This window comes from Ruegeria sp. G10 (assembly GCF_056533645.1).
In genome coordinates, this window is sequence record NZ_JBQFOQ010000002.1 from 484906 (window position 1) to 502035 (window position 17130).

General features: G+C 56.0%; 18 protein-coding genes. 11 read left to right on the plus strand and 7 right to left on the minus strand.

The genetic code is table 11. From position 1 onward, the window contains the following. Positions 1-62: 62 nt before the first annotated feature. The gene (locus ACR0KM_RS06030; protein ID WP_480858293.1) at positions 63-488 is read right to left on the minus strand and encodes a hypothetical protein; all 426 of its coding nucleotides are present in this window, start codon (positions 486-488) and stop codon (positions 63-65) included. A gap of 19 nt (positions 489-507) precedes the next feature. Further along, entirely contained in the window at positions 508-1002 is a 495-nt protein-coding gene (locus ACR0KM_RS06035) for a nuclear transport factor 2 family protein (RefSeq protein WP_480858294.1), read from the minus strand. A gap of 141 nt (positions 1003-1143) precedes the next feature. On the opposite strand from ACR0KM_RS06035, the gene ACR0KM_RS06040 reads away from it, so the two are divergent. From ACR0KM_RS06040 to ACR0KM_RS06070, 7 genes are all read left to right on the plus strand, one after another. Beyond that, entirely contained in the window at positions 1144-1275 is a 132-nt protein-coding gene (locus ACR0KM_RS06040) for a helix-turn-helix domain-containing protein (protein ID WP_480820118.1), read from the plus strand. Positions 1276-1284: 9 nt separating this feature from the next. Further along, entirely contained in the window at positions 1285-1758 is a 474-nt protein-coding gene (locus tag ACR0KM_RS06045; RefSeq protein WP_480858295.1) for a LysR substrate-binding domain-containing protein, read from the plus strand. Positions 1759-1794: 36 nt separating this feature from the next. Next, positions 1795-2040, plus strand: a complete 246-nt coding sequence (locus ACR0KM_RS06050) for a type 2 periplasmic-binding domain-containing protein (RefSeq protein WP_480858297.1) — start codon at positions 1795-1797, stop codon at positions 2038-2040. A gap of 51 nt (positions 2041-2091) precedes the next feature. Beyond that, positions 2092-2979 (plus strand): helix-turn-helix domain-containing protein, encoded by an 888-nt coding sequence (locus tag ACR0KM_RS06055; RefSeq protein WP_480858299.1) that lies wholly within the window; start codon positions 2092-2094, stop codon positions 2977-2979. 113 nt (positions 2980-3092) lie between these two features. After that, positions 3093-4046: an alpha/beta hydrolase gene (locus ACR0KM_RS06060; protein WP_480858300.1), complete on the plus strand. Its 954-nt coding sequence runs from the start codon at positions 3093-3095 to the stop codon at positions 4044-4046. A 60-nt stretch (positions 4047-4106) separates the two neighbouring features. Further along, positions 4107-4616, plus strand: a complete 510-nt coding sequence (locus ACR0KM_RS06065; RefSeq protein ID WP_480858301.1) for a nuclear transport factor 2 family protein — start codon at positions 4107-4109, stop codon at positions 4614-4616. Positions 4617-4626: 10 nt separating this feature from the next. Then, positions 4627-5319, plus strand: coding sequence for an SDR family NAD(P)-dependent oxidoreductase (locus ACR0KM_RS06070; protein WP_480858303.1), 693 nt, complete (start codon positions 4627-4629; stop codon positions 5317-5319). Positions 5320-5321: 2 nt separating this feature from the next. Here the strand turns inward: ACR0KM_RS06070 and ACR0KM_RS06075 are convergent, their stop codons facing one another. After that, complete coding sequence (locus tag ACR0KM_RS06075; protein WP_480858304.1) at positions 5322-6158, minus strand: LysR family transcriptional regulator; 837 nt, start codon at positions 6156-6158, stop codon at positions 5322-5324. Between the two features lie 91 nt (positions 6159-6249). Here ACR0KM_RS06075 and ACR0KM_RS06080 point away from each other — a divergent pair, with 91 nt between their 5' ends. Continuing rightward, complete coding sequence (locus ACR0KM_RS06080; protein ID WP_480858306.1) at positions 6250-7245, plus strand: quinone oxidoreductase family protein; 996 nt, start codon at positions 6250-6252, stop codon at positions 7243-7245. A gap of 28 nt (positions 7246-7273) precedes the next feature. Continuing rightward, a complete protein-coding gene (locus ACR0KM_RS06085; RefSeq protein ID WP_480858307.1) occupies positions 7274-8014 on the plus strand; it encodes an SDR family oxidoreductase in 741 nt (246 codons plus the stop codon). 198 nt (positions 8015-8212) lie between these two features. On the opposite strand, the gene ACR0KM_RS06090 is transcribed toward ACR0KM_RS06085, so the two are convergent. Beyond that, positions 8213-8629 (minus strand): hypothetical protein, encoded by a 417-nt coding sequence (locus ACR0KM_RS06090; protein ID WP_480820100.1) that lies wholly within the window; start codon positions 8627-8629, stop codon positions 8213-8215. 166 nt (positions 8630-8795) lie between these two features. Here ACR0KM_RS06090 and ACR0KM_RS06095 point away from each other — a divergent pair, with 166 nt between their 5' ends. Then, positions 8796-10433 carry a winged helix-turn-helix domain-containing tetratricopeptide repeat protein gene (locus ACR0KM_RS06095; protein ID WP_480858309.1) on the plus strand — a complete coding sequence of 546 codons (1638 nt, stop codon included), beginning with the start codon at positions 8796-8798 and terminating at the stop codon, positions 10431-10433. Between the two features lie 639 nt (positions 10434-11072). On the opposite strand, the gene ACR0KM_RS06100 is transcribed toward ACR0KM_RS06095, so the two are convergent. From ACR0KM_RS06100 to ACR0KM_RS06110, 3 genes are all read right to left on the minus strand, one after another. Beyond that, entirely contained in the window at positions 11073-12662 is a 1590-nt protein-coding gene (locus tag ACR0KM_RS06100) for a hypothetical protein (protein ID WP_480858311.1), read from the minus strand. Positions 12663-13409: 747 nt separating this feature from the next. After that, complete coding sequence (locus tag ACR0KM_RS06105; protein WP_480821320.1) at positions 13410-14447, minus strand: mechanosensitive ion channel family protein; 1038 nt, start codon at positions 14445-14447, stop codon at positions 13410-13412. Between the two features lie 119 nt (positions 14448-14566). After that, positions 14567-16117, minus strand: a complete 1551-nt coding sequence (locus tag ACR0KM_RS06110; protein WP_480865465.1) for a winged helix-turn-helix domain-containing tetratricopeptide repeat protein — start codon at positions 16115-16117, stop codon at positions 14567-14569. A 183-nt stretch (positions 16118-16300) separates the two neighbouring features. Between ACR0KM_RS06110 and mddA the strand changes: the two genes are divergently transcribed. After that, positions 16301-17059: a methanethiol S-methyltransferase gene (mddA, locus tag ACR0KM_RS06115; protein ID WP_480821316.1), complete on the plus strand. Its 759-nt coding sequence runs from the start codon at positions 16301-16303 to the stop codon at positions 17057-17059. The last annotated feature ends 71 nt before the right edge of the window (positions 17060-17130 follow it).

Below are 17130 nucleotides of genomic sequence, written 5' to 3' on the forward strand. Positions count from 1 at the left end.
CGTTGTCACGTTGGCGGCTTCCGAAAGTGCGTCAAACTAGGCGCGGTTAATGCGCGATTTGCTCAGGTCCGGGCGAGCGGTGAGGACGAGGGTTTTAATATATCTTCCTCTTGCAGGAGTGTTGCGGAATAATGGGTGATCAGCGCGTGGCCACCGGGTCCGATTTCAAAGCGCCAGTCTTCCTGAACGCGGGCTTCAATGTGGTCCTCCGCAATGGTCGTGGCGCGAAACAGAACTTCGAAATGTGCAGCGCCGGGCTTGATTGCGATCTTGCTGACGTGATGTTCAGTTGGGCTTTGCAAGGTTTCAAGCACGTCACGATACCAAGCGCGCGCACGATCATGCCTGTTGAGAGTGGTATCGACGTCAGGCATGTCCCAGTCTACATCTGGGTGGAGGTCAGGCAGGGACGCGCCGATCGGATCCAGCCTGTCGAACCGGGCAAACCAGTCGGCGATGAAACTGCTGGTTGCGGGGTAATCGGTCACTTAAATACCTGTCGATGGTTTACTTGGCCAGCCGCTGAGGGACCGGAGCCAGCGAGTATTGGGACCAGAAAAACGTGTTTGCCGCATCCTGATCGGCGGACAGGTTGGTTGCCTCGACGATCTTTCCATCCTCGATCCGATAGACGAGGGCCCAAGTCGTATCGACATTCGGTTTGCCATCGGCGTTCGACCAGCCACGGTGGATATCAACCACATGGGTCTCGTCGGCCCCGAAATAGGTGGGTTCCGCCTGAAATCCGGCGGTGCCAAGTTGTTCGAAAAAGGCCAGTACTTCGTCCCGGCCAGTCTTGGTTCCAGACAAGGGATGGCGGCCCGGGATGTGCCATTTGACGTCCTCGTCCATTACGGCTGCGATGCCGTCCAGATCACTGGCGCCATAGGCGGCAAAAAAGCCCTGTACAACTTTGATATTGTCTTCGGGGGATGGGGCCATGGCGGTCTCTCCTGCGATCAGAGCAGCGGTGAGGGCAGCAACTTTGGTCAAAGTGTTCATCTTGTGTCCTCCTGAATACGTGGTGACAGCGCTTTGGGCTGCGATGACACGAAGATAAAACTTCCGTTGAGACGTGATAATTCACCCTGTTGGCATTATCTTCATGTATGAAATCGAATAATGAGGTTGTTTGGGGACACGATGCGACTGCCACTCGCCACGCTTGAAATCTTTACCGCCATCACACGCCACGGATCGCTACGTGCAGCGGCCGAAGCGCTGGGCATCAAGCCGTCAACCGTTAGCCATCAATTGAGAGCGTTGGAAGACTAGCTGGGCGCTGTGGTCTTCATTCGGACAACGCGTTCCATCAGCCTAACCGAGGCCGGGCGCGCCCTGATCCGCGGCGCGGGGTCGGCCTTCGATCAACTCTCCGAGGCCGTGGAAAGCGCGCGCAGCACCGGTCACGCCGCGCGGGGAACTTTAAAACTGGCGATGCCGGAGTTTGCCTACCACCTCTATGTTGGTCCGATCCTCAAGAGTTTTTGCGCCGCGTATCCAGAAATCGAACTGGAATTTTCTTTGACCGATGCACTTTCAGACATACTCGGCGAGGAGCTGCATGCCGGGTTCCGTCTGGGGGATCGTGTGGCGCAGGACATAGTGGCGGTGCGGTTGACGCCGCCGCTTCCAGTGACCGTTGTCGGCAGTCTGGACTACCTGACAGAACGGGGCATCCCGAAAACGCCACGCGATCTGCTGGGGCATACCTGTATCCGCTACAGGTTCCAATCCTCGGGCCAGATTGCCCCGTGAAGCTTTCAATCGGGTGAGGAGGAATATGCCTTCGATGTGCAAGGCAATCTGATTGCGAACGCCCTTCCTGCTACTGTCGATCTGGCGAAAAGAGGGCTAGGGTTCGCCTATACCTTCAGGGCTTATGTCACCCCACTGATTGATACCGGAGTTTTGACGCCAGTTCTTGAGGACCACTTGGGCCTCACCCCCGGTATTTTCATGTATTTCCCACGCGAGTATAAATCCATGATGCCTCTGAGGCTGTTCATCGACCATATAAAGCGCCAGCAAAGCGTTTGACCCTGCGCGCGCAGACCCCACATATCGAATATTGCCAGCCGGAGCCGCTTATTGCCCCTGAGATACGCCGATATCTACCCGTCAGAACCGTTGCTGAACAGTGATGCGATGCAGCGCCCTTCGGCGGCCGGTTTGATGTCAGTACGGTATTTTCGCGCCGAACCTGATCGGATGCCGGAAGAGATTTTTGAAGAACACCACGTCCTTCTGAACCTGCAGGAAAAGGGGCATCGAGTGCAAAACTGGCGCGATGGCACGCTGCGGGATTTCACCTTTTGCAAGGATGAAGTCATCGTGACACCGGCAGGCATGCGGTCGGGGTGGCGATGGTACGGGCAGTCCGACGTGATTGTGATCACCTTACATCCGGACAAGGTTCAGCACTTTGCGCAGTCTGAACTTGGGATGTTGTTGGCAACAGAGCAGTTTCACGATCAGCCGCAGTTTTCTGATCCTGACCTTTGTGCTGCAGGTGTGATTTTGCGCGATGCGCTGGCAACGGACGACATGTCCTCAGCCGTGATGTTCGAAGCCATGAGCAGGGTGTTTCTGGTCAAGCTGCTGCAGAAATACGGCAAACGCCGCGCTGAAGAAGTTGAACTGTCCGCGCGGTTTACGTCTCAGCACTATCAACGGGTGCTGGCCTATGTGCAGGACCGTTTGGATCAGACAATCACCGTCGATCAATTGGCCTCTGAGGCAGGCATGAGCCCTTCGCATTTTGCGCGGGTTTTCAAGGAAACGCTGGGCTCGACCCCCATGCAATATGTTATGGCCTACCGGGTCGAGCAGGCGATGAAGATGATCGAAGATCCCGCGCGCCCTCTGGGCGATATCGCTTTGGCCTGTGGATTTTCGGATCAGGCGCATTTCACACGCAGTTTCAAACAGGTGGTGGGTCAGACCCCGCGCGCGTTCCGCGCGGCGAATGGCGGCTGAAGCAGGATCTTTCAAAAACACGGCAGTCCGGTGCAAGTATCCGCACCGCTGACAGCGTATCTCAGGTGTCATCGGGCTTGTGCCCATCCAGACAGATTTTGGGAGATATCGCTATGAACACCCTCGCTCTGAACACCGCCGCAGCGCTTATGGCATCAACAGCCGCCGTCGCGCAGGTTGAAACCCGCACCGTTACCTTCGAGAACGAAGGTGCGACCCTGTCCGGCACGCTGTACCTGCCGGAAGAGCGCGGATCTGAACCGCTGCCCACCGTCGTCGTGACCGGGGCCTGGACCTCGGTTCAGGAACAGATGCCTGCGAATTATGCCCGAGAAATGGCCGAGCGCGGCTTTGCCGCCTTCACCTTTGATTTTCGCGGTTGGGGCAAATCGGGTGATCTGCCGAACAAAGTGCGCTTTGTCGAAAGTCCCGAAGCCAAGACATCGGACATCAAAGCGGCCATCGCATTCATCGCGACCCTGCCCGAGGTGGACGCAGATCACATCAACGGTCTGGGGATCTGCGCCTCGGCCGGGTACATGGTCGACGCGGTCTCCGGCAATCCGCTGGTTCAGCGGCTCGGTCTGGTCGCTCCATGGTTGCAGAATGAAGAGATCGTCGAAGCGGTCTATGGCGGCGCAGAAGGTGTCGCCGGGCTGATCGAGGTGTCTCACGCTGCCGAGGCCGCTGGTGGTCAGATCATTCCGGCCGCGGGCCCTGAGGGTGCCGAGGGCGTTCTGATGCCAATCGGCGGCTACTATTATGAGGCCGACCGTGGCGGGATCCCGGAATATGACGACAAGTGGAACAACGCGGGCTGGGAAGGCTGGCTGACATATCATCCTGCCGACAATCCGCAGCGTTTGGATAAGCCGCTGGCCATTGTGCACTCGGAAAGCGCGGCAATTCCTCAGGGTGTTCAAACCTTCCTTGCCGGTTTCGCAGGAGAGGCGACAGCACAATGGCTGGAGGATGTCACGCAGTTCGACTTCTACGACAACCCCGAGGATGTCACCCGCGCGGCGGATACTGTCGCCGACCACTTCCGCGCCGGGGCGAGCAACTAAGCCCTGTTCGGACGCCGAAAAATCAATCGGCGTCCACCGTCATCTATTCGGAGCATCTTCATGCGCAAAAAACTCACATCGACCCTTGCTGCCGTTTCCATGATCGGAACCGCAGCTTTTGCTGAACAACAGGCCGATATCTCGACCACAATCACCGATATCGCGGCAGGTGCAGACCGCCACGACTGGACCCGCGTGCGCGGCGCGTTTGCCGACACAGTCACGACGGATTACACCAGCCTCTGGGGCGGCGATCCTGTCACGCAACCCGCTGATGAGCTTGTGGCGGGATGGTCCGCCTTTTTGCCCGGTTTCGACGCGACGCACCATATGGTGACCAATCACACGATTACCTCGTTGTCCGATACATCCGCCACGGCACAGGCCGACTTCACGGCAACCCATCGTCTTGATGATGGCTTGTGGGTTCTCGGTGGTCGCTATGACTATGAGCTCGAGAAATCGGACGAGCGCTGGGTTGTCACGTCGATGACCATGACGGCACTCTGGGAAACCGGTGACCGTGGGCTTGTGGCTTTGGCTGGGCAACGCGCTGCCGAGGCGAATTGAGGGAAGATCCATGACCAGTCAGCGCATCGCACTTGTGACCGGCGCTAATCGCGGCATCGGCAAAGAAGTTTCCCGCCAATTGGCTCAGGACCACGGGATGAAAGTTCTGATGGGTGCGCGCGATCTGGCAAAAGGGCAGGCTGCTGCGGATGAGATCCGCAATGGAGCACAAGCCGTGCGTTTGGATGTTTCCGATCCCATCTCAGTCGCTACGGCGTTCGGGCAGATTGAATTAGCCTTCGGTCGCCTTGATGTTCTGGTGAACAATGCGGGCGTGGACTACGACACCGACCAACAGGTCCACCTTGCCGATTTAGACCGGGTGCGCCGGGCGTTTGATACGAACCTTTTTGGTCCTTGGGAGACTACAATCGCGGCGGTGACGCTGTTGCAACGTGGTGAAGATGCCCGGATCGTCAACGTGTCATCCGGTGCAGGGTCGCTGACCGGCATGTCCGCCGGTACGCCGGGCTATGGCGTTTCCAAAGCAGCTTTGAACGCGTTGACCATCAAAACTTCTATCGCGTTGAAACCTGGCAGCATTCTTGTCAACGCCGTTTGCCCTGGCTGGGTCGCCACGGATATGGGCGGTGGGGGGCGCCCGGTTTCCGAAGGCGCAAAAGGCGTTGTCTGGGCAGCGACCTTGCCTCAGAGCGGTCCGACCGGAGGATTCTTTCGAGATGGCGTCGCAATCGACTGGTAAGTTTAGCCGGGTGCCATGAAATCAATCAGCTTCCTGACCCGCGCTGGCAACAGGCGGCGGCTGGGATAGACAACGAACATGTCCCGCGTCAATGGTGCGGCGTCCGTGACCTGCAGCCGCTGCAAGTCACTGTCTACCATATCCAATGGCAACATCGCGACACCCATGTTGCGACGGGCGGCCTGCGCAATGACATCAAGGTCCGTTAAACTGTGCGCTGTGTGTTTAGGGTGCAGTGTTTCACCGCTCTCAAGCACCCAGGGCTGACCAGATGTCAGGGCGGGTAAAGCAAGAAAGTCCGGTTTGGATATCGGCCCGTCCAACGCACGCTCCCGAATGAAGCCCCGTCCCGCACAAAAGCAATAGGGGACCGACCAGAGCCGTTTCGCGATAAGGCTGGAATCTGTTAACGGACCGACCCGAAATGCCAGATCAATGTTGTCGCGAAAGAAGTCCAGCATGATGTTGGTCGTTGTCATCTCAAGCGCCACATCCGGGTTTTGTTCCGCAAAATTCAACAGCCGAGGGCCAATGGTCGTGCGAGCAGCCAACGGAGGAGCCGTAATTCGGATGCTCTGGCGTCTGGCATCGTCGGTAAATCCCGCAACACCTTGCAGCGCCTCAATCGGGTCCTGACATCGATCCAGAAGGCGGCGGCCCTCTTCCGTCAGGCGAACCTGGCGGGTTGTACGTTCGAACAGTTTGATCCCCAGATGGTCTTCCAACTCTGCAATCCTTCGGCTGACCCGGCTGAGCGGTATGCCCAGTCGGTCCGCAGCCTTGGAAAAGCTGAGGTGGTCGGCGACGACAGTAAACAGGGCAAGGTCGTTGTAGATCATTATCCTATTTTTGGGATTATATCTTCCGATATCAACCATTATCATTCGATGATGCGACCTCTACCTTCTGCGTAACAGAAGGAGACAGCTCGTGCCTTTCGCGATTGAAATCACCCAGACCGGCAAGCCGGACGTTCTGCGCAAAACTGACAAAGCAATCTCGACCCCCGATGCCGGGGAAATCCTGATCCGCAACAAAGCCGGGGCAGTCAACTTTATCGACACGATCATCCGTAGCGGCGAAATGCCCGAAGGGATGATGCCTGATCTGCCTCATATTCCCGGAGTTGAAGGGGCCGGAGTGGTCGAGGCGCTGGGTGCAGGGGTTCAAGGCTTCTCTGTCGGGGATCGCGTGGCGTGGATGGGACCGATCGGAGCCGGTGGATACGGCACGTATTCGGTGATCGCAGCGCCCTATGTCGCCCGGTTGGCCGACACCGTAGACTTCGAAAACGCCGCAGCAATCCCCGTCAACGGGATGACTGCCTATCACATGCTGATCAATCTGGGCGGCGCGGCTGCGGGCAAATCTGTGCTGGTTCACGCCGCGGCCGGGGGTGTCGGAACCATGGCGCTGCACATCGCAAAACACCTAGGCATGACGGTGATCGCCTCGACCAGCACCGACAAGGTTGGGTATGCAAAGGACCAAGGTGCCGCTCACGTCATCGACTATCGCACCGAGGATGTAACCGCGCGGGTGATGGACCTCACCGACGGGCGCGGCGTGGACCTGACGCTGAACCCAATCTCGGGCGAGTCCCTGAAGTCAGATCTCGACATTCTGGCGCCTTTGGGCACCGCAGTTCTGTTCGGGTTCCTTGCCGGTCCGCCCGCAGGCAGCTTTGCCCAGGACTTGGCGAAGCACTTCCAAAAGTCCGTCTCGGTCCGTGTCAGCGACATATACACCTATTTCGTCAATCGACCCGATCAGTTCAGCGCGGATATGGCCGCAGTGTTTAACCTGCTTGAGACAGGCGTTCTGCGCCCGCGGGTCACCACTCTGTCTATTACCGAAGCCGTCGAGGCACACCGCCGTCTGGAAGCCGGTGAAACCACCGGCAAGCTGGTGCTGAGCATCGACTGACCCATCCAGCAAAAGAGGAGTCACAGCAATGAACACGGTTTTCGAGACTGCCTTGAAAGGCAAACACATTGTCATCGTCGGCGGCAGCAGTGGCATGGGGAAAGCAACGGCAAAGATGGCCGCTGCCCTCGGTGCGAAAATCACTATCGCCAGCCGTAGTTCGGCCAAGTTGCATGCGGCGGCAGACGAAATCGGTGATGAGGTGCAGATCGCGCCAGTAGATACAACCGATGAGGCCGGTGTGAAATCATGGGTCAAGGCTCTGGATCCGGTCGATCATCTGGTGATCTCAGCCTCAAGTGCCGCGCATGGGGCGTTCGCAGAGCTGCCCACGGACGATCTGCGCACCATGTTCGAGGCCAAATATATCGGCCCCTACGTTGTCGCGCGAGAAGTTCTGCCAGTTCTGAACGATGGAGGGTCGATCACGTTCTTTTCCGGCGTTCTTAGCCGTCGCCCGTCTGCCGGGGCCACGGGCCTCGGCGCAGTAAACGCTGCGGTTGAGGCACTGACGAAAGGGCTGGCGCTGGAGCTGTCCGGACGGGTGCGGGTGAATTGCATCAGCCCCGGAATGGTAGCGACCGAAGCCTATTCAGCCATGTCGGAAGAGGCGCGTGAAGGCATGTATGCGCAGGTTGCTGGCAGACTACTTTTAGGGCGGGTTGGTGAGGCCGAGGAGATCGCGCAAGCTGTGATCATGGCGATGACTAACGGGTTTTTGAACGGCTCTGTTTTGGATGTGGATGGCGGCCACCTTGTGCGTGATTGACGCCCAGCTCAAACCCGACGTTAAGAACGCAGCTTAACCAAGACAGACACCAGTAACTTATGAACTATGAGCAATGGCTTCCATGCGACGCAGAAATTCACCGCGCAGGCAGAACAGGACCGCTTAAATTTTACTTGCCATTTTGCCTCAATCGGAAAAATGGCAAGTCCAGCGGCAGAACTAGTTTGAAACCGAAACTCAAAGGCCGGTAGACGGTTCAAAGCTGTGGAGTTCGAAGGTTTTCTTACCCTCGGCGCTGAATTTCTGGATTGAGTCCCCGACACGCAGCACTGTCATACAGCGATAGCGCCCCTTGTCGGCGGCCATGGAAACGCAAACCTTATCTGTATCGGTAATGGCAAATGCACCTGCGCCACTCCAACCGCCGTTCGTAAGTTCGCCGCTCACGACATTGCTTGGATCGTAGAAAAAACGAAATGTCTTATCCCCCGATGTGGCCGTGACGGTGTTCCCGATCAGAAGTTCTGCGATCTGGTCGGCATTGAGGCGCTCGGCCCCATTATCCAATGCGGCCTCCAGTTCTGTTTGAGCGAATGCAGCGCTTCCCGCCACTGCCACGGCGGTTGCCACGCAAAGTGTTTTAAAGTGTGCCATATCCTGTCTCCTTAATGCTTTGGGCGATGCAATGGGGTGTTAGCCCCAGAGAACGCTAAGCAGGGCAAGCTCATCGCGCTTGATCGGAAGCTGATTTTTTCTGACATTCATCTGACAATCCCCAAACTTCGTTGAGCCGGGGATATTGTGGGGTGTAGGTTGCAGTATGTACCGTTTCATGGAGTTCCAACTTGATCCGACACAGGGATTAAACCGCCTTGGCGAACCGGTTGCTTTGGAACCACAGGCGCTGCTGCTGCTCGAGTTCCTTGTCAGGAACCGAGACAGAATTGTCGGCAAACAAGAGATTATCGACGAGATTTGGGATGGGGCCGCGATCACGGACGCGGCGCTGAACACGCGCATTCGGTCCGTGCGCAAGGCTTTGGGCGACACAGCGGCAAGCGCGGACTACATCAAGACCTTTCCCAAGCGCGGGTTCCAGTTTGTTGCCCCGGTGGTTTCGGATGACGGGCCGCCCGAGCGCATTGCCAAAACCCCGAAACGAGGTGTTCTTGTTGCGGGCGTTCTACTGGGTCTGGCGATTGCCATGTTGTCGATTTCAATCTTTGCTGATCGGCAGCGTTTGCCGGACACCGGAAAACCGTCTTTGGCTGTTGTGCAGTTTGACAATATCGGGGACGAAAGTACGGGTCAGTATTTCGTCGATGGTCTGACTGATGACCTGATCGCGCATCTGTCGCGCAACCGGGAACTCTTCGTTGTGTCCAGCGCAACGATGTTCTCTTACGCAAAGGATCAGGCAACCCCGATCGAAATCGCGCGCGACTTGGGGGTGGGCTATGTCGTCCGCGGCAGCGTCCGCCGGGCTGATGGTCAGATGCGCATCAGCGGAGAACTCATTGATGTCGACAGCGCCGAAACCATCTGGGCCGAGGTTTTTGATCGTCAGGTAACGGATGTCTTTGACGTTCAGGACGAGATCAGCCGAGCCATCGCGGGTCAGTTATTGCCTGAGATTTATCAGTCCGGCGAAGCGCGATCGCAGGAAAAACCGACCGAGGACATGGGGGCATGGGATCTGTATTTGCGCGGTCGGGCTCGGCAGGCTGTGTTTTCGCAAGAGGCCCAGCAGGACGCGGTGAAGTTTGCACAGTCCGCCATCTCAGCGGATCCGGAATTCGCGGCAGCACACAGCCTGTTGGCCCGCGCGCTGGGAACGATATTCTTCTTTCAATGGTCAGATACGCCTCAGGACACATTGATTGCTGCTACCGAGGCGGCCAAACGGGCAATTGAACTGGACGATCAGGACGCGCAGGCACATGCGGCTCTTGGCTATATCTACCGCTTTACAGGAGAGGCTGATCCAGCCATCGCAAATCTCGAACGCGCTGTCGCGCTCAACCCCAATGACGCGCGTATCCGGCTGGAATTGGCGCATACTTATGATTGGTTCCGCATGCAGGACCGCGCCTTGCCCGAGATAGAGATGGCAATCCGGTTGAGCCCACGCGATCCGATGTTGCAAAACATGTATTTCTACCAGGGTCACATCCTGTTTCACCTGGAACGCTACGAAGAAGCGCTGGACGCAGCCCGGCAGTTGGGCGCGGTGGCAACAAGCAATACTTGGCGGCTGTTTCATCACCTGTTGAGGGCGGCCACTCTTGCCGAGATGGGCAGGCAAGACGATGCCCAAGAGGCTGTTAACGATGCGCTTGAGATTAACCCCAAACTGTCAATCTCAGCGATGCGCAGGCAATTCGCTGGATCAAAAAACCACCCCGAAAACCGACGGATCTGGCTGGCAAGCTTACAAAAGGCGGGCGTGCCCGAATGAGAAAGGGTGCCAGACTTGGCACTATTTCATGTCCAACCACTCTCTCTCGATCAGCTTGCACTATCCTTTAGCGGGGCGAACCGTCTCTCGGCCATGTCCATGGCGGTTCTATTGCAAGCTTTTGATGGGGAAGCAGCGGCGGAGCAGCTGTGCAGTTCAGCCTGCGAGTTGGGTGCGCTGCTGAAATGGGCGGGGCCCAGGCGTGATTTATCTTTGCGGATCATGTTGACCAGTTTGATATCGGCTGGGGCGAATGCAGCTGATGAGAAAGACTCGAAATCTAAAAGGGCTCTGATCCGCCGTTTGATGAGTCGATCGCATTGTGCAATGAAATTATTGAGGTGCTTCCGCTGAACCATCTCAATCGATATTGGGCAACCAAAGCCTCTCAGCAATTTGTTTATGGCTTTAAGGCCTGGCCTTGGACGTGAAGCTCCAGATCAGAAACTTGGGAACAGAGTATAAATCGATTTGCAAGATCGTTGGACCTATGTGCGCAGTAGTCAATGCAGTCTGGTTTTGCGCTAGAACCATGGATCACAGTTCTTTTGGGGAATGGTAGGAGGTCGTCTTGGTCGGCCTTGCCGTGTCGCATTTGATACGATGCGGCACCAAATTTGGCATATCTAAGATGTGCTATTATTGTGTAACTCTCAGGAAGAATAGTGTGTTTCCAACCGAAACGACGTCGGTTTCAAGAACCCTGTAGACCGCGCTTTCACCAAGGCATTCAGCAAGCTTGTCTTCTGTTGTTAGAACCACGATGCTAGGACCACTGGCGTCAATCTGCTCGCAGTATTCATTATAGTTTACCGGAATAATATACTCTGGGGGGACGTCCAGGTTGCTCCACCAGTTTTTTCCAATGATGAAATCGGTATTAGCCGCATGCGGAAACCCATGACGCGGTTGGCGCAGCCGCCAGTGTTCGTACATCAGGTTCGGAGCTAGAAAATCTTGTGAGTTCGCTGGTTGAGAGGCCAAAACTTGTGCGATCTGATTGGAAAGGTGGTCAATTTCTTCGATGGTGGATCTGTTTAGAGAGGCAAGCCATCGGGTATGCTCCAACGAAATTCGCCATATCGGAGCAAGGATCAAAAGCACGATGGCAATTTTCAGCATCTCAGCCCCCTTGGGTGCCTGCATAGGGCCGCGCCAAAGAAGTGCGGAAAATAGACCGGTACCGACGGCAACAAACGGAACGAACAATTGCAAGTAATGTGACCAAAAATGTTTGGACAGTATCATTATTTCAATCAAGAAAGGCATTACAATTGTCAGCGATACAATATCGGTAAAAATGGCGATTGAATTGCCTTTAGGCCCAGCTGCGCGATGTCGGATCAGTTGAAGCAGTCCGGCAATTGCAACGGATGAAGATGCAAGTACCAGCATCGGGAAGACCGGCAAGACCCGATCAGTGAACCAACTGTGCTGTTCCTTCAGGTTGCTTAAGGGGGACTGTAAGATAAGGTCTTGTCGCAATAGGTGCATACCGTTCTGGAAGGCCTGCATATTTCCCGTAATGATGTAAGGTAGCACATTGGTCAGTAATCCGGCGATGCCAACGGCAACGATCCAAGCTGCCGCAATACCCGCGCCACTTAGTAGAGTAGCGCCCTTGGGCCGAAGGCGAAGTGCAGCCCAGACCGCGGCCATACAAAGACACAACAAATAGTATGGACGTATCCCGATCGCGAGGCTTGCAAGAATTGCTGAGAGCAAAAATAGCCAAATCACCGGGCTTTTGCTGGCTGCCATGGGTTGGACCGAAGCCATCAGTAGGGCAATTGCGCCAATCGCGGCCGAGCCAGCTAAGGGGTTAATATGGTAAATCCCTCCAGGCAAAAAAGCGAACCCCGCCAGACTGGCAATAGCGCTGATCTGAGCACTCATAGTCACAATCCGTTCAGGCAGATCTGACTCAAATACCAGAACTTGACGTGTGACATACGCAACTGCAACCGCGCCGCCGAACATTGCGGTTATCGACAGGATTTGCCAAGCAAGCACACTGTCGAATGCAGCGGGAATTGCAAAGAGAAATTGATTGATTGGTAGCTTATCGTCGAATTCGGCTGTCCAGTGCAGTTCGCCTTCAAGCAATCGCTGGCCGAAATACATCATGTGGTCGATATCCCAACTCCACCGTGTGTCGATCAGGTTGACGGCGTAGTCCAGTAGTACCGCTAAAAAAATGAGAAAAAGGCAAAGTCTAAAAAGCAACATGACGATCTCCAACGTCTTCCACTATCGCCTGCGTTTACCAAATGGCTAGTGAGGAATCCGAAAAATTGCTTGTTCGTGGCAATCCCCCCATAATTTTGGAAGTTGACAAGAAAGACCTCTGATGCCGAGCGGGGGGCTCGATTGACGCCCTATTTCTAATATTTAGTGGATAATTGGACTTTTCGATTTTTACCGGAGTTCTGGAGGAATGCATACAGACTGTTTATCAGGGCCCGAGCCAAGTGAGTTGCGCGAACAGCATGAAATCAAGGGTGTTTCCCGGTTTTGTCGGTTGGTCGATAACGACTTATTCGCTTGTCGCCCTTAGGCTGTTAAGTTTTGTCCATGCGCCATGATTTTGGTGTTTTACCCTTTTTCGACTGTGCACGTGCAGCAAAGATCGGCGATCAATTGACTGTCCGCCTATTCAATGTCGCTTGGTTAAATCGTACCTCGTGCTCTGCCACGATCTCTTCTTGATCACGATAGGACACCGTGGATCGGTGATAGAAGCAAATAGCATACAAAACGCTCCCTTTGGGCATGAGCGCCTTTCAAAGACACCATGCTGGCGCATATTGAAATACCAATCGGAGCGAGCAAATGCCAGATCCCAAATAGACGCCAATTCGACCCTAAAGTTTGCGACACATCTCTGCCCGCGGAAAAAATTGCCGTTCCGATACATCGGCGACTTGTCATGTCCTAACAATCGTATCCAGAGGGTAAGAGCGGGCCGAGAGCCGCTCAACGGTCAGTTTCGTCGACAAATCTGGATATAGCACCTTTGGAGTTGCTATGCCGTAGGTCATGGATTTGAGCTGAGATCGTTATGCCTGCATTGCGAAGTTGGGAGTCGACCTCGCGATAAAGTTCGTCTCGGCCTGCAAACATTGTTGGGTAGTCGGCAAAATGTACCCAGATCATATATGTGTAGGGCGTGCTGTCCGCCGACATCAACCGGACAACTGGTTCTGGCGAAGGAAGTGGTATGTTGCATCGGTAAACTGCTTTTCGAATGAGCGCGATAACATCTTCCGGCGCGTGATCGCCTGCAACCTTCACGGTGTACCAGGGCGCAAAAGGGTGTCTGTTTCCCCTCAGGTTGGTAAAGCTCTGATTGGCAAGCTGTCCATTCGGGATCACGAATTCGGTTTTGTCCCATTTTCGCAGATGCGTCGCGCGCCAGTTGATATCCTGCACTTGTCCTTCCGTGCCATCTTCAAGCCGAAGCCAATCACCAATGTCAAAGGGGCGTTCGATTGTCAGCGCAAAACCGGAAAACAGATCCCCAAGTGTTTGTTGCATCACAAATGCAAGAACGGCGGCCGTTGCCCCTGTCCATACGAACAATTCGGTAAGCGCATTACCTTCCGCAACAAGAAAGCTGAGGATGCCCAACAGAGCAAACAAGGTGTAGAGGCCGATCCAAGCCAACCCCGGTAGACGCCATTCCTCGGAATGGCTCCGACGCTTTCGGATCAATGACTCAACGAGGCGCGCCACGCCCCAGGCATATCCTAAATGAACCGCCAATCGACCGGCGATTTCTGTCGTGGAAGCCCAATTGGACATGCGGGGTAGCGCGCCTAAAAGAAAAAGTAGGCCTTGCAGCGAATAGCCAATCAAAACCACGATGAGCGCGTCACAAATTCCGCTGAGTATCGGATAGTTGGACAGTCTTCGCAGAAAGAAATTCCGGTTGCGCGCGAGCAACCAAATCAAAGCGGCCGAGATGAGCACCCCAAGCCGAAGAGCTTCGATACTCAACGCGCCATCAAGCATATATTTCGTCCTCAACCCAAACTGTCAGCTATTGAGCAGATGTAGCGGATTAAGTCTATCTCGACCACCATGCCATTTGTTCTGGCAGACTTTCCGAAGTCCTTTCGGCAGGATCACGTTTATAACGACAACTTATTGAGCGACGATGTAAGCGCCTGCAGCCGATCTGCCTGACGCAGGTTGAAATGGGTCAGGAACTCGGGCTTGCCAAAGGGGACGTTCCTGGCGCGGATGGCCTCGACGCAGTTTTGGGCCTTATCCGCATTCCCGGCTTCTGCGTGCACGACCGCGCCGATCATGAAGACATAGAGATGCGGGTTGGGTGCGCTCAGGGCGTGCTCGGCATAGGCGCTGGCCGCGGTCAGATCGCCCGAGACAAATGCCGCCAATGCGCGCGTGCCGTACATGGATTGAAGATGCGGGTCCAAGGGGCTGAGCCTTAGCGCCGTCTCCACGTTTTGATCCGCAGTTTGACCGTTGCATAGCACGGTGTTCAGCGTGGCGTTGTTGTAGTAGCCGAATGCATAGTTGGGGTTCAGATCAAGGGAGCGGTCCACCCAGACCAACCCTTGCTCGGCGTCTCCCAGCAACCATTTTGCGCGCCCGTAGATCAGGTTGCAGAACGGGTCCAACGGGTCCAGTTGCAGGGCATCTTCGGCATGTCCCAGCGCCAATCTGGCGTGCAGGCCGGTATCAGCCGCGAAATGCTGAAACGCATTCTGGAATTCGGTATAGGACAGCCCGCAATGGGCGCGGGCAAAGCCTGGATCCTTTGCGATGGCAGTGCGAAAGTGACTGGCCGCAATCTCGTTATCAGTGCGGTTGTACCGGTACATATGCCGGATCCCGAGGTGGTAATGCCCCCACGCATCAAGGTTTTCCGAAGGGACATGCATCAAACGGTCGGCCTCGTGTACCGGCAGGCGCAGTTCCAGTGCCATGGCAAGGTCACGCGCGATACGGGCGCGCATGTCGTACACATCCGCGATGGCTCCGGTGACACGATCGCTCCAGACCACTTGACCTGAGCGTGCATCCGAAAGCTCGGTATAGATGGCAAGCCGGGTGCCCTGCACCTCCACAAGGCCCGAGGCAACGAACTGCGCGGCCAGTTGCGACCCCATGTCGGTCAGATCGGTTTCGGGTCCCGCGAACCGAAAGCTGGAGCCACGCGCGATCACGTTGATCCAGCGCAGCCGGGACAGGGTCGCGATCAGCTCGGCCGGGATGGCTTCGGCAATCGCGATCTGCGCGGCGTCCCCGCCGATTAGCTGAAAGGGCCGTATCGCCAGCGTCGGATTTTGCGCGGGACCAGCGGCGACGTTTGTGTCGGGCTGAGAATGATCTCTGGACGTGGCAATGGCCTCTGTCACGTCGGCCACAAACCGAAAGCCGTGACCCCGGACGGTGCGAATGATCGCCTGACGATCCCCGTCATCGCCGACGGCCCGACGGATTTGGCGGATTGCGGTTGAAAGCGAGGCCTCGGTAACGATCAGGTCAGGCCAGATGGCATCAAAGATCTGGTCTTTGGACACGGCGCGGTCCCGGTTGCGGATCAGGAATTGCAAAAGGGCAAGGCATTTCGGCTCCAAAGCGATTGGGCCGTCTGGGCCGGACAGCTCCAAAAGCGCGGTATTCAGCCGGTACGCGTCAAACTCATACACCATTGCGTCTTTTTTTAGCCTGATCTTTGCGGCCAACACAAACCTGTGGTTCACGGGTGTTCCGGTAATCTTCAGGAAACCCTCAGGCAACCTTCAAGCGACACGGCTGACACCGAAGTAAGCCTTCCCTGACCCGCCTTTGGTTTTGCGGGTCTTGTGTAGCTTACCTCGTCACAGGAGCCTGAAATGAAACGCCCCGGCCTGATCCTTTATGGCATTGCCGCCTACCTCCTTTTCAACGTTGTTTTCCTTTACATGATCGCGTTTCTACTGGATCTTCCGGTGCCCAAAACCATCAACAGCGGCACACCCGGCCCGGTTGGCTTGGCCGTTATGGTCAATCTGGGCTTGATCTTTCTGTTTGGCTTTTTCCACAGCCTGATGGCGCGGGACCAGTTCAAACGCTGGTGGACCACGATCGTCCCGGCCGAGGCCGAACGCAGCAGTTTTGTTCTACAATCGGCGCTGTTTCTGGGCCTCGCCCTGTGGCAGTGGCAACCGATCCCGGCAACGATCTGGCAGGTCGAGGGCGTTTACGCATGGCTGGCTTATGCGGTTTGCGCCACGGGTGTCGGGCTGGTTCTGCTTTCGACTTTCCTGATCGATCATTTCGAACTGTTCGGTCTGCGCCAGATCTGGTCGGCAAATACCGAAAAACCCATGCCCGCACCGCAGTTTCGCACGCCGATGCTGTACCGATTTGTGCGCCACCCGATGCAGTTGGGCGTCATTCTGGTGTTCTTCGGCACGCCGCATATGACGGTTGGCCATCTGATCTTTGCCGGAGCGATGACCACCTATGTTCTGATCGGCTTGTGGTTCGAGGAACGGTCTCTGGTGCGTGAATTCGGCGACACCTATCGCGCCTATCAGAAAATGGTGCCGATGCTGATCCCTCGCTTGGTCCCGATTGCCCGCAATGCGCTGCAATCCCCGGCGACCTGAACGCGTGGAGTTTGAGCGATGAAACGGGATCTTCACGTCATTCTGGCCCTTCACGGGTCGGCCAGCAGCGG

Bases quoted from the DNA above. Each gene is read 5' to 3' on its own strand.
- ACR0KM_RS06065 (WP_480858301.1), top strand. From the start codon at position 4,107: ATGCGCAAAAAACTCACATCGACCCTTGCTGCCGTTTCCATGATCGGA.
- ACR0KM_RS06070 (WP_480858303.1), top strand. From the start codon at position 4,627: ATGACCAGTCAGCGCATCGCACTTGTGACCGGCGCTAATCGCGGCATC.
- ACR0KM_RS06110 (WP_480865465.1), bottom strand. From the start codon at position 16,117: ATGGTGTATGAGTTTGACGCGTACCGGCTGAATACCGCGCTTTTGGAG.
- ACR0KM_RS06095 (WP_480858309.1), top strand. From the start codon at position 8,796: ATGTACCGTTTCATGGAGTTCCAACTTGATCCGACACAGGGATTAAAC.
- ACR0KM_RS06035 (WP_480858294.1), bottom strand. From the start codon at position 1,002: ATGAACACTTTGACCAAAGTTGCTGCCCTCACCGCTGCTCTGATCGCA.
- ACR0KM_RS06105 (WP_480821320.1), bottom strand. From the start codon at position 14,447: ATGCTTGATGGCGCGTTGAGTATCGAAGCTCTTCGGCTTGGGGTGCTC.
- ACR0KM_RS06100 (WP_480858311.1), bottom strand. From the start codon at position 12,662: ATGTTGCTTTTTAGACTTTGCCTTTTTCTCATTTTTTTAGCGGTACTA.
- ACR0KM_RS06085 (WP_480858307.1), top strand. From the start codon at position 7,274: ATGAACACGGTTTTCGAGACTGCCTTGAAAGGCAAACACATTGTCATC.
- ACR0KM_RS06075 (WP_480858304.1), bottom strand. From the start codon at position 6,158: ATGATCTACAACGACCTTGCCCTGTTTACTGTCGTCGCCGACCACCTC.
- ACR0KM_RS06090 (WP_480820100.1), bottom strand. From the start codon at position 8,629: ATGGCACACTTTAAAACACTTTGCGTGGCAACCGCCGTGGCAGTGGCG.
- ACR0KM_RS06060 (WP_480858300.1), top strand. From the start codon at position 3,093: ATGAACACCCTCGCTCTGAACACCGCCGCAGCGCTTATGGCATCAACA.
- ACR0KM_RS06040 (WP_480820118.1), top strand. From the start codon at position 1,144: ATGCGACTGCCACTCGCCACGCTTGAAATCTTTACCGCCATCACACGC.
- mddA (WP_480821316.1), top strand. From the start codon at position 16,301: ATGAAACGCCCCGGCCTGATCCTTTATGGCATTGCCGCCTACCTCCTT.